This window comes from Caulobacter sp. LARHSG274 (assembly GCF_052871235.1).
This window is the reverse complement of sequence record NZ_JBIXJO010000003.1, coordinates 405,814-417,397: the sequence shown is the minus strand read 5'-3', so window position 1 is coordinate 417,397 and position 11,584 is coordinate 405,814. Positions and strand designations below refer to the sequence as shown.

Annotated in this window: 12 protein-coding genes; 9 read left to right on the top strand and 3 right to left on the bottom strand. The window is 67.8% G+C overall.

The features are described from left to right. Positions 1–302: transposase (locus ACIPQB_RS10210; protein WP_446485108.1), on the top strand; the 302-nt coding region annotated here is incomplete at its 5' end. A gap of 64 nt (positions 303–366) precedes the next feature. Here ACIPQB_RS10210 and ACIPQB_RS10205 read toward each other — a convergent pair. Further along, positions 367–1,326, bottom strand: a complete 960-nt coding sequence (locus ACIPQB_RS10205) for a nucleoside hydrolase (RefSeq protein ID WP_446485107.1) — start codon at positions 1,324–1,326, stop codon at positions 367–369. A gap of 165 nt (positions 1,327–1,491) precedes the next feature. Here ACIPQB_RS10205 and sidA point away from each other — a divergent pair, with 165 nt between their 5' ends. The 4 genes from sidA to ACIPQB_RS10185 all read left to right on the top strand — a co-directional run bounded on the left by sidA (position 1,492) and on the right by ACIPQB_RS10185 (position 5,770). Then, a complete protein-coding gene (gene sidA / locus ACIPQB_RS10200; RefSeq protein WP_085953699.1) occupies positions 1,492–1,581 on the top strand; it encodes a cell division inhibitor SidA in 90 nt (29 codons plus the stop codon). Positions 1,582–1,606: 25 nt separating this feature from the next. After that, a complete protein-coding gene (dnaE, locus tag ACIPQB_RS10195) occupies positions 1,607–5,035 on the top strand; it encodes a DNA polymerase III subunit alpha (protein WP_446485106.1) in 3,429 nt (1,142 codons plus the stop codon). A 175-nt stretch (positions 5,036–5,210) separates the two neighbouring features. Beyond that, the gene (locus ACIPQB_RS10190; RefSeq protein ID WP_446485105.1) at positions 5,211–5,528 is read left to right on the top strand and encodes a DUF5076 domain-containing protein; all 318 of its coding nucleotides are present in this window, start codon (positions 5,211–5,213) and stop codon (positions 5,526–5,528) included. Beyond that, complete coding sequence (locus tag ACIPQB_RS10185; protein ID WP_446485104.1) at positions 5,528–5,770, top strand: GFA family protein; 243 nt, start codon at positions 5,528–5,530, stop codon at positions 5,768–5,770. The genes ACIPQB_RS10190 and ACIPQB_RS10185 overlap by 1 nt, the downstream gene beginning before the upstream one ends. 327 nt (positions 5,771–6,097) lie before the next feature. Here ACIPQB_RS10185 and ACIPQB_RS10180 read toward each other — a convergent pair whose 3' ends face one another. Together ACIPQB_RS10180 and ACIPQB_RS10175 are read right to left on the bottom strand one after the other, a co-directional pair. Continuing rightward, complete coding sequence (locus ACIPQB_RS10180) at positions 6,098–6,748, bottom strand: haloacid dehalogenase-like hydrolase (RefSeq protein ID WP_446485103.1); 651 nt, start codon at positions 6,746–6,748, stop codon at positions 6,098–6,100. Positions 6,749–6,872: 124 nt separating this feature from the next. Then, positions 6,873–7,787, bottom strand: a complete 915-nt coding sequence (locus tag ACIPQB_RS10175; protein ID WP_446485102.1) for an HNH endonuclease — start codon at positions 7,785–7,787, stop codon at positions 6,873–6,875. A 253-nt stretch (positions 7,788–8,040) separates the two neighbouring features. On the opposite strand from ACIPQB_RS10175, the gene rpsB reads away from it, so the two are divergent. From rpsB to frr, 4 genes are all read left to right on the top strand, one after another. Continuing rightward, positions 8,041–8,922 carry a 30S ribosomal protein S2 gene (gene rpsB, locus ACIPQB_RS10170; protein WP_446485101.1) on the top strand — a complete coding sequence of 294 codons (882 nt, stop codon included), beginning with the start codon at positions 8,041–8,043 and terminating at the stop codon, positions 8,920–8,922. A gap of 162 nt (positions 8,923–9,084) precedes the next feature. Continuing rightward, entirely contained in the window at positions 9,085–10,023 is a 939-nt protein-coding gene (gene tsf / locus ACIPQB_RS10165; protein ID WP_446485100.1) for a translation elongation factor Ts, read from the top strand. 195 nt (positions 10,024–10,218) lie between these two features. Beyond that, positions 10,219–10,956, top strand: a complete 738-nt coding sequence (gene pyrH, locus ACIPQB_RS10160; RefSeq protein ID WP_446485099.1) for a UMP kinase — start codon at positions 10,219–10,221, stop codon at positions 10,954–10,956. A gap of 25 nt (positions 10,957–10,981) precedes the next feature. Then, on the top strand, positions 10,982–11,548 hold the full coding sequence (gene frr, locus ACIPQB_RS10155; RefSeq protein ID WP_446485098.1) for a ribosome recycling factor: 567 nt from the start codon (positions 10,982–10,984) through the stop codon (positions 11,546–11,548). Positions 11,549–11,584 lie beyond the last annotated feature (36 nt).

The following is an 11,584-nucleotide window of genomic DNA, read 5'->3' as shown; positions in this document are numbered from 1 at the left end:
TCTACAAGCGCCGCTGGGCGATCGAACTGTTCTTCCGCTGGGTCAAGCAGACCCTGAAGATCAAGCACTTCCTGGGCCGCTCCGAGAACGCCGTCCGCATCCAGGTCGCCATCGCCCTCATCGCCTATCTGCTGCTGCGCCTGGCCAATGACGCCGTCAAGATCACCCACGGCGTCCTGGCCTTCTCAAGACTCGTTCGAGCCAATCTCATGCATCGCAGACCTCTCGATCAGCTCCTCAAGCCGCCGCCAACTCAACGCCACGACCCACGACAACTCTCTCTCGACTTGATGACAGCGTGAACCGGACAGCCGTGGCACAAGTCCGAGGATGACGGGCGTTGGGGGATTCCAGTCGCTGCTCCCTCTACAGCAAGGCGTCGCGCAGCGCGGCGTAGAAGCCCTGCCGGTCGATCTTCTTGATCACCCGGGCGTTGGGCGGGCGGCGGCGCAGGGCCGGGTCGGCGACCTCGATGTCGGGCAGGATCGCGTTGGAGACGCTCAGATAGCCCCGGGTCAGCTCGCCCATGGTCTCGACGTCGACCACGGCCATCTCCGCTTCCAGGATCAGGGCCTCGTCCAGGGCGACGGCGCAGGTCAGGGCGTCCGGGTGCAGGCTGCCGTCCAGGTGCTCGGTCTCCTGGGCGAAGGCCAGGGAGGTGCGATTGACCTGGGTGAAGAACGCCGCCCGCGGCGTGCCCAGGGCGTCCAGCGCCGCCAGCTGGTCCAGGGTCAGCAGGCCGTCGCGCAGGGTCTCCGTCCAGGTGACGAGGCTCATCGCGAAGCCGGCGTTGATCACGATCTTGGCGGCTTCTGGGTCGACATAGAGGTTGTATTCGGCGGCCGGGGTGACGTTGCCGACCCCGTTGTCCGTGCCGCCCATGATCCACAGGTGCTTGAGCGCCCGAGCGATACGCGGCTCGCGCAAATAGGCCAGGGCGATGTTGGTCAGCGGGGCCTGGGCGATCAGAGTGATCTCGCCGGGGGCTTCCATGACCCGCCGGACGATCTCGTCGGCGGCGTGGCCGGGGGCGGGGCGCTGGGCGGTCCTGGCCAAGCCGCTGTCGCTCATGCCGTCAGCCCCGAACACATAGGCCGCGTCCAGCGGCGGCCGGGTGAACGGCCGCTGGGCGCCCAGATAGACCGGAACCTCGCCGGCCCGCTCGCAGGCCTCCAGGGCAGCCAGGGCGTTCTCGGCGTGTTGCTCGAAGCCGACATTGCCGTGGGCGATGGTGATCGCCTCGACGGTCACGCCGGGCCGGCGCAGGGCGAGCATCAGGGAGAAGACGTCGTCCCCGGCGGTGTCGGTGTCGATGATCAGGCGCATGGGCCGATCTGAGCCAAACCGGCCGCCAAGGCTACAGGAAATCGGCCCGCGACCGATCGGCGCGGTCGCCGCGACAAAAAAGCTCGCAATCGAACACGGGTCTCTTGCGGACGAGAACAAAAGTGGAATATAGAACAAACAAGCAACGACCGCTGGAGGGTTCCCATGGTCCGGATCGCGCGTGAATCTTTGGCTCTTGTATCTGTCGCCAGCTTCGTCTGGATGATGTGCTCGGTCGCCCACCTGGTGGCCTGAGTCGTGTAGCGGTGAGGGAATGGCGATGTCGGTCAGCGAGGGTCAGGGGTTCGTCCACCTTCGTGTCCGCTCGGCCTATTCGCTGCTCGAGGGCGCCATCAAGGCCGACAAGATCCCCGGCCTGGCTGCGGGGGCGGGCATGCCGGCGGCAGGGCTGGTCGATCGCAACAACCTGTTCGGGGCGCTGGAATATTCGGTCTATTCCAAGGACTATGGCGTCCAGCCGATCATCGGCTGCGCCCTGGCGGTCTCCGGCATCGGCGCGGGTCCGACCGAGCGCTGGGCCCGCACCCCGACCATCACCCTGCTGGTCCAGAACGAGCGGGGCTATCTCAACCTCTCCGAACTGTCGTCGATCGCCTATCTGGAAAGCGGCGAGATGGCCGAGCCGGTCGTGCCCTGGGCCAAGGTGGTCGAGCACGCCGAGGGGCTGATCCTGCTGTCGGGCGGGACCGACGGCCCGGTCGACGCCCTGTTCGCCTCGGGCAAGACGGCCGAGGGCCAGGCGGCCCTGGCCGAGATGCAGCGGGTGTTCGCCGACCGCTTCTATGTCGAGTTGCAGCGCCACGGCCTGCCGCGCCAGGCCGCCGCCGAGCCGGGCCTGGTCCACTGGGCCTATGACCACGACGCGCCCCTGGTCGCCACCAACGACGTCTACTACGCCAAGCCCGAGCTGTACGACGCCCACGACGCCCTGCTGTGCATTTCCGACGGCGCCTTTGTGGGCCAGGACGAGCGCCGGCGGGTGACGCCCGAGCACTGGTTCAAGTCGGCGGCCGAGATGCGCAAGCTGTTCGCCGACCTGCCGGAGGCCTGCGACAACACCCTGGATATCGCCCGCCGCTGCGCCTTCATGGTCCACAAGCGCGACCCGATCCTGCCCAGCTTCCCCACCGGCGACGGCCGCAGCGAGCCCGAGGAACTGACCCACCAGGCCAAGGAAGGCCTGAAGATGCGCCTGGCCGGCTTGGACAAGCTGGCCGTCGACGAGCAGGTCTATTGGGACCGGCTCGACTTCGAGCTGTCCATCATCATCAAGATGGGCTTCCCCGGCTACTTCCTGATCGTGTCGGACTTCATCAAGTGGGCCAAGGAACACGGCATCCCGGTCGGACCCGGGCGGGGCTCTGGGGCCGGGTCGCTGGTCGCCTGGGTGCTGACCATCACCGACCTCGACCCGCTGCGCTTCGGCCTGCTGTTCGAGCGGTTCCTGAACCCCGAACGGGTCTCGATGCCCGACTTCGACATCGACTTCTGCCAGGAGCGCCGCGAAGAGGTGATCTCCTACGTGCAGGAGAAGTACGGCCGCGACCGGGTGGCCCAGATCATCACCTTCGGCTCCCTGCAGGCCCGCGCCGTGCTGCGCGACGTCGGGCGGGTGATGCAGCTGCCGCTGGGCCTGGTCGACCGGCTCTGCAAGATGGTGCCCAACAATCCGGCCGCGCCGGTGACCCTGGCCCAGGCCATCGAGATCGAGCCGCGTCTCAAGCAGGCCCGCGACGAGGACGGCAACGTCAAGGCCTGCCTGGACGTCGCCCTGCAGCTGGAAGGCCTGTTCCGCAACGCCTCGACCCACGCCGCCGGCGTGGTCATCGGCGACCGGCCCCTGACCCAGCTGACCCCGCTCTACAAGGATCCGCGTTCGGACCTGCCGGCCACCCAGTTCAACATGAAGTGGGTCGAGAGCGCCGGCCTGGTGAAGTTCGACTTCCTGGGCCTGAAGACCCTGACCGTGCTGGACCGGGCGGTGAAGCACCTGAAGAAGCGGGGCGAGGTCATCGACCTGGGCAAGCTGCCGTTCGACGACGCCAAGACTTACGAACTGCTCGCCTCCGGCCAGACGGTCGGCGTGTTCCAGCTGGAAAGCCAGGGCATGCGCGACACCCTGCGCAAGATGCGCTGCGGCTCGATCGAGGAGATCACCGCCCTGATCTCGCTCTATCGGCCGGGGCCGATGGACAACATCGACACCTTCGTCGACTGCAAGTTCGGCCGCAAGCCGGTCGACAACCTGCACCCGTCGCTGGAGCCGGTGCTGAAGGAGACCTACGGCGTCATCGTCTACCAGGAACAGGTGATGCAGATCGCCCAGATCCTGGCGGGCTACAGCCTGGGCGAGGCCGACCTGCTGCGCCGGGCCATGGGCAAGAAGAAGAAGGAGGAAATGGATCTCCAGAAGATCCGTTTCGTCGCCGGGGCCAAGGACAAGAGCGTCCCCGAGGAGCAGTCGGGCTCGATCTTCGAGCTGGTGGCCAAGTTCGCCGGCTACGGCTTCAACAAGTCGCACGCCGCCGCCTACGCCCTGATCGCCTACCAGACGGCCTGGCTGAAGGCCAATGCGCCGGTCGAGTTCCTGGCCGCTTCGATGAGCCTGGACCTGTCGAACACCGACAAGCTGGCGGTCTTCCACCAGGACGCCCGCCGGTTCTCGATCACCGTGCGCGCCCCGGACGTCAACCGCTCGGGGGCCGACTTCGAGGTTGAGAACGGCGAGGTGCTCTACGCCCTGGGCGCGGTGCGCAATGTCGGCCTGGAAGGCATGAAGCACCTGGTCGCGGTGCGCGAGGAGGGCGGGCCGTTCCGCGACATCTTCGACTTCGTCGAGCGGGTCGATCCCAAGCTGGTCAACAAGCGGGCGATCGAGAACCTGGCCCGGGCCGGGGCCTTCGACTCCATCCACAGGAACCGCGCCGAAATCTTCGCCTCGGCCGACGTGCTGATCGCCCATGGCCAGAGCATCGCCGCCGACCGGGCCGGCGGGCAGGGGGCCCTGTTCGGCGGCGGCACCGGCCGGCCGCGCCTGAAGAAGACCGAGCCGTGGAGCCAGGTCGACCTGCTGGACGAGGAACTGGCGGCAGTCGGCTTCTACCTGACCGGCCACCCGCTGGACGATATGGTCGGAGTGCTGCGCCGCAAGCGCACCGCCATGCTGACCGAGGTCATTCCCCAGGCCGAGGCCGGCATGGAGGCCTTCCGCATGTGCGGGGTGGTGCGCCGGCGCCAGGAGCGCGCCTCGCAGAGCGGCGAGCGCTTCGCCTTCGTATCGCTGTCGGACCCGACCGGCGAATACGAGGTGCTGTTCCCGCCCGAGGCCCTGCGCAAGTGCCGCGAGGTGCTGGAGCCGGGCAAGTCGGTGTCGATCAAGGTCCGGGCCAAGGCCCGCGACGGCGAGGTGCGGTTCTTCGGCGACGACGCCGAGCCGATCGAGAAGGCCATCGAGAACGTGGTGGCGGGCCTGCGCATGCACCTGTCGCCCTCGGCCACCGAGATCGACGCCCTGCGCAAGCGGCTGGAACCGGCCGCGTCGCCGCGCGGCGGCGAGATCAGCCTGGTCGCCGCCCTGGGCGGCGGCCGCGAGATCGAGATGAAGCTGCCGGGCCGCTACACCCTCGACGCCGCCCTGCGCGGCGCCCTGAAGACCGCACCCGGCGTGGCGCTGCTGGAGGACGTGTGATGCGGTGCGGGCGCGCCGGCCAGCGCAATCATGGCGCCGTTGCGAAGGAGCGGGTAAGCGCGCGCCAGATGTCGTTGTCGGCTCGATTGCCGATTTCGGGGATCGCTATGGCCTGGGAGGCAACTGCTCGCGCCCTTCTCGGTCGGTTTGGTCCTGACCTTCTGGGCCTGGAGGCATGATGGACGCATTGGGAGTTCCTCCGGCGGCCGTCCGCGATACGAGCGCGCTGGAGCTTGCCCGCGTCTGGATCGCCGAGCGGGGTCTGCACTGCTCGCTAAGGGTGGGACTCTATGCAGAGCAAGGCGTGTCCAGGGAGACCGCGGCCTGGGGCATTATTCTGGCCGATCTTGCGGGACACCTCGCGGATGCGCTGAGCGCCGAAGGGCTGGGGCCTCAGGCGGACCTGCTGGATGCGCTGGTCGAGAGTTTCAACTCCGAGGCGGTCGCGCCCTCGTCCGGACGAACGGGCGGACGGGGCGCGGAGGTGAGCTGATGCTTGGCGCATGTGACCCGGCCGCCGCCTTAACACTGTTGCAGGGCGAGGACGCCCTGAACGAATACTGCTTCAACACCCACAGGATCTCGCACCTGTTCTGCCAGACCTGCGGCATAGAATCCTTCGGCCGCGGCGTCGGGCCGGATGGTTCGGAGATGGCGGCGATCAATGTCCGTCGCTTGGACGGCGTCGACCTCTTCGCCCTGAAGCCGCATCCGTTCGACGGCGGGTCGCTTTAGGATCTGTGGGCAATTGACGATCTTGGGTCGAATTCCTCTTCCTTCGATAGGCTCAGGATGAGGAAATCTACTGAAGCACCGCACCCGTGGCCCTCATCCTGAGCCTGTCGAAGGACGAAGGCGGTAAGTTCCGATATTCCTCATCCTGAGGCGGAGGGTCGGCCCGCCTTGTGCGTCTTTCGAGGCTCGCCGCAAACGGCGAGCACCTCAAGATGAGGAAGATCAAGCCAGCCCCGGGGCCCTAACTTACCGCCTATGGGCCTTCGCCGGGAGGGCGGGGGAGAGCGCGTCGCTCTACAATCAGTACGCTTTAGAAGACGTAGACCCTCACCAGATCGCGGCCAGGCCGTGGGGCAGGCCGGCGCGGGTCAGGCGCCGCTGGGCCGCCGGGCCGCCCTTGACGATCACCGGCCGGTCGGCGCCGCGCAGCAGCGGCAGGTCGTCGAGGCTGTCGGTATAGGCATAGGCCCAGCGCGCGCCGTGGCCGGCCTCGGCCAGGGCCTGGCACTTGCGCTGGTTGCGGCAGTGGACGTCGGCGACCCAGCCGCCGGCCTGGCGCTTCAGCGAGGTGCCGAGCACGACGATCGGCCGGCCGAGCGGCGTTACCAGCGCCTGGGCCAGCATGGCCGGGGCCGCCGTGACGATCACCACCCGGTCGCCGGCCTCCAGATGGGCGTCCAGCGCCGCCAGGCCCAGCTCGCGCCAGCGCAGGGGCAGGGCGCCGGCCTGGACGCGGTCGGCGAAGGCGGCGCAGGCGGCGCGCAACGCCGCTTCGCTGAGGCCGGCCGTGGCGATCCACAGCAGGATCGAGGCGCCGGCCCGGCGGGTGCGCGGGATCAGCACCATCGGCACGGCCACGGGCGCGACGAGCAGCGCCGCGGCGGTCCGCGTCCACGAGCGGCGGACCCGCTCCCATAGCCACAGCGCCGTGGAGTCGCTGTCGAGCAAGGTGCCGTCGAGATCGAAGACCGCGAGCATGGTCTGGCCTGTCAGCCGCGCCCGTCGGATTCGGGCGATCCCTATCAAGCCGGCGTTTGATGTCAGAATGACGTGCGAATTGCGGCGACCTGTGGATGGAACGCGGCTGAGGCCTTTTGTTTGCTCAGTTGTCGACGAAGGCGCGCCTGTGGCGGGCGACATAGGCGGGATGCGGTCGCAGGCGCGGATCCGCCGGGAGATGGATGTGGTCCATCTGATTGGCGAACAGGCCTCGCAGTTCGCCGGGAACCTTGTTGTGCGACACCAGCAACCGGTAGTCGTCGGTCAGCGAGATCAGGTGGCGGTCGAACAGCCAGTGGATCGTGCCCGACAGAGCGATCCCGTTCTGCACCACGTCGGGTCCGCCGTCGCCCACGGGCCAGATATGGGCGGCCTGTACTTCCGAGCGGCCGCCGCCATTGATGATCCGCAGGCCGGTGACGGCGCAGCGATCGTCATAGGCCTCGCAGACCTGCCGCCGGAAGTTCGCGTCGCGGATCTTGCGGTTGACCAGCATCGCCTCGATGCGGCGCGCCTGTTCGACGGGCGGGGCGTCGAATCTGAACGGAACCTCGCTGTCGCCGAAGCCCTCGGGCGGACCCAGCCGCCGAGCATTGGCCGGCTCCAGGGTCTGGCTCAGCCCCGCCAGGACGATGGCGGCGAAATCGGCGTCGTCCAACGGGCGCATCGCCCGGCCTTGCACGCCCGCGCCGACCTGGCTGGCGTTCTCGATGGCGCGAAGCGGGGCCTCCCAATAGCCGTTCTGTCCAAGGAAGGGCACGGGCGCGTCGAAGGGCAGGTAATCTTCAAGCACGGCGTAGGCGTGATCCGGCCGTCGCGGGTCGGGCCGGACATCCAGGACCCGGGCCACAGCGACATAGGCCCGCCGGCCGCCGTTGCGCTGCGGTTCGCGCAAAACCACCCAGTTGCCTTGCGCCGCCAGCGCCGCGGCCATGTAGTTGCTGCGCGTCGGGAAGTGGTACTGGTGGAAGGCGTCGTCATAGCCCGAATGGGGCTTGGTGTCGAAGACAGCCTTCACAGGGTCACCCCGATGCTTCGCCCCTGAAGAGGAGGGTGTAGGCAATGGAGCCTCGCCCATCCGGCCGGTCAAGGGCATGACCCCGCCTCTAAGGGCTTGCTTTTTGGTCCGTTCGCGCCTATTTGCGCGGCCATTCCACACGTGGACGTGCGGCGACGCCGGGGAGACATCCCGTCGTTACCGTTCCGGTCCCGGTCCGAATTGTCGGAGCGGGGGTGTCCACGGAGGTTCAACCGGAAGAAGGAGACCTATCATGGCGCTTCCCGAATTCTCCATGCGTCAGCTCTTGGAAGCTGGCGCCCACTTCGGCCACCAGACCCACCGCTGGAACCCGAAGATGGACCGCTACATCTTTGGTTCGCGGTCGAACATCCACATCATCGACCTGTCGCAGTCGATCCCGCTGCTGCACCAGGCCCTGGTGAAGGTGCGTGAAGTCGCCGCCGCCGGCGGCCGCGTGCTGTTCGTCGGCACCAAGCGCCAGGCCAGCGACCCGGTCGCCACGGCCGCCAAGCGCTGCGCCCAGTACTATGTCAACCACCGCTGGCTCGGCGGCACCCTGACCAACTGGCGCACCGTCTCGGGCTCGATCGCCCGCCTGCGCGAACTCGAAGGCGTGCTGGCCGGCGAAGGCCAAGGCCGTTCCAAGAAGGAACTGCTGCAGCTGACCCGCGAGCGCGACAAGCTGGAACTGTCGCTGGGCGGCATCAAGGACATGGGCGGCATCCCCGACATCATGTTCGTGATCGACACCAACAAGGAAGCGATCGCGATCCTCGAGGCCCGCAAGCTGAACATCCCGGTCGTCGCCATCCTCGACACCAACTGCGATCCGGACGGCATCACCTATCCGATCCCGGGCAACGACGACGCCGCCCGCGCCCTGCAGCTGTACTGCGACCTGATCGCCGACGCGGTGCTCGACGGCCTGGCCGCCGGCCAAGCCTCGTCGGGCGTCGACCTGGGCGCCTCGGTGGCTCCGATCGAGCCGACCCTGGCCCGCGAGCTGACCCCCGAGCCGGTGGCTGAAGCCGCCGCCGCCCCGGAAGCTGTCGCCGAGACCGCCCCGGAAGCCGCTCAGGAAGCGACCGCCGAGGCGATCGAAGCCGTCGCCGACGAGCCGGCCGCGAGCTGATCCTTCAGCCGCCGCCCTCCGGCTTCGGCTGGAGGGCGGCTGTTGCGACCCTGACATGCGACCGGGCTATCAAGCCCGGTCGTCGTTTTGTTTTCACGCGTTTCCCCGGGCGGGCCGGTCGTGGCCGCCGCTGGAAACGCCCGATGTTCAATGGAGGAACTCATGGCTGAAGTGACTGCTGCGCTGGTGAAAGAACTGCGCGAAAAGTCCGGCGTCGGCATGATGGACTGCAAGAAGGCCCTCGTCGAAAACAACGGCGACATCGACGCATCCATCGACTGGCTGCGCGAGAAGGGTCTGTCCAAGGCCGCCAAGAAGGCCGACCGCGTCGCCGCTGAAGGCCTCGTCGGCATCGCCGTCCGCAAGGACGGCGCCGGCATGACCGCCGCCGCTGTGGAAGTGAACGCCGAGACCGACTTCCTGGGCCGCAACGACCTGTTCCAGAACGCCGTCCGCAAGATCGCGGCCGTCGGCCTGGACAACGACGGCGTGGACGCCATCAACGCGGCCAAGACCGCCGACGGCGACGTCGTGTCCGATGTCCTGACCAACCTGATCGCCACCATCGGCGAGAACATGGTCCTGCGTCGCGCGGCCAGGTTCACCGTCGCCCAGGGCGCGGTGTCGTCCTACATCCACAACGCGACCGCTCCGGACCTGGGCCGCATCGGCGTGCTCGTGGCCATCGAAGGCGCCGGCGACCAAGCCAAGATCCTGGAGCTGGGCCGCAAGATCGCCATGCACGTGGCCGCGACCGCCCCGCTGTCGCTGTCGCCGGACGACCTGGACCAGGCCGCCATCGAGAAGGAGCGCCAGATCTTCACCGCGCAGGCGCTGGAGTCGGGCAAGCCCCCGGCCGTCGTCGAGAAGATGGTCGAAGGCCGCATCCGCAAGTTCCTGGAAGAAGTCGTGCTGCTCAAGCAGGCCTTCGTCATGAACCCGGACCAGACCGTCGAGCAGCTGGTCGCCGAGGCCGGCAAGGAACTGGGTTCGCCGCTGACGGTGAAGGGCTTCGTGCGCCTGGCCCTGGGCGAAGGCGTCGAGAAGGCTCCGGAAGGCGACTTCGCCGCCGAAGTCGCCGCCATGGCCGGCCAAGCCTAGGGTCTTTCCGCCGCCTGAGCGATCGGGCGGCGGAACAGCCATGAGGGCGCGGCGCGCATCCAGCGCGCGCCGCGCCCTTTTTGTGCCTGCCCCGAGCCTGCACCGGTTCTGCGCGGCTTGAGGGCCGGAAAACCGATCCCTTTTTTCGAGGACGCGCTCTATGTTGCGTCCCGTCGACTCAACAAGAGCTGCTGCATGTCCGAACCCCCGCACAAACCGTACCGTCGCGTGCTCCTGAAGGTCTCGGGCGAGGTGCTGATGGGCGACACGCCCTACGGCATCGACACCACGACGGTGCAGGCGGTGGCCGAGGACATCGCCGAGATCGTCAAGTCGGGCGTCGAACTGTGCCTGGTGATCGGCGGCGGCAACATCTTCCGCGGCATGGCCGGGGCGGCCAAGGGCATGGAGCGCTCCAGCGCCGACTATATGGGCATGCTGGCCACGGTGATGAACGCCCTGGCCATGCAGGACGCCCTGGAACGCATCGGCGTCTCCACCCGCGTGCAGTCGGCCATCCCGATGGCCACGGTCTGCGAGCCCTATATCCGCCGCCGCGCCCAGCGCCACCTGGAGAAGGGCCGGGTGGTGATCTTCGCCGCCGGCACCGGCAACCCGTTCTTCACCACCGACACCGCCGCGGCCCTGCGCGCCGCCGAAATGCAGTGCGACGCCCTGTTCAAGGGCACCAGCGTCGACGGCATCTACAGCGCCGACCCCAAGAAGGACCCGGCGGCCAAGCGCTACGACACGCTCAGCTACATGGACGTCCTGGCCCAGGACCTGCGGGTCATGGACGCCTCGGCCGTCGCCCTGATGCGCGACAACAACATTCCGATCGTGGTCTTCTCGATCAAGGGACGCGGCAACCTGCTCAACGTCCTTCGAGGGGAGGGGACGCACACCGTCGTCTCCACCGCCCGCGCCGCCTAGATTCCCAGCGAAGAGAGCCCAAGCCATGGCCACCGCCGAAAAACCTGTTCTTTCCCGCTACAAGGACCGCATGGACAAGGCCGTCGCGGCCTTGAAGGAAGAGTTCGCCTCCCTGCGCACCGGCCGCGCCTCGGCCAGCCTGCTCGACCAGGTGATGGTCGAGGCCTATGGATCGACCACCCCGCTCAACGCGGTGGCCTCGATCAGCGTGCCCGAGCCGCGGCAGATCAACGTCAATGTCTGGGACAAGGGCGTCGTCGTCTCGGTCGAGAAGGCGATCCGCAATTCGGGCCTGGGCCTGAACCCGGTCGTCGAAGGCCAGAACCTGCGCATCCCGATCCCGCCCCTGACCGAGGAGCGCCGCAAGGACCTGGTGAAGGTCGCCGGCAAGTACGCCGAGCAGCAGAAGGTCGCCGTCCGCAACATCCGTCGCGACGCCAACGACGACCTGAAGAAGGCGGAGAAGGCCAGCGTCATCAGCGAGGACGAGCTGAAGAAGATGGAGACCGAGGTGCAGAAGATCACCGATGAGGCCATCAAGCGCGTCGACGAGGCCTTGAAAACCAAAGAACAAGAGATCATGCAGGTTTAGGGCGTCGACCCGCGTGTTTTGGGGGCGATGAGGGAA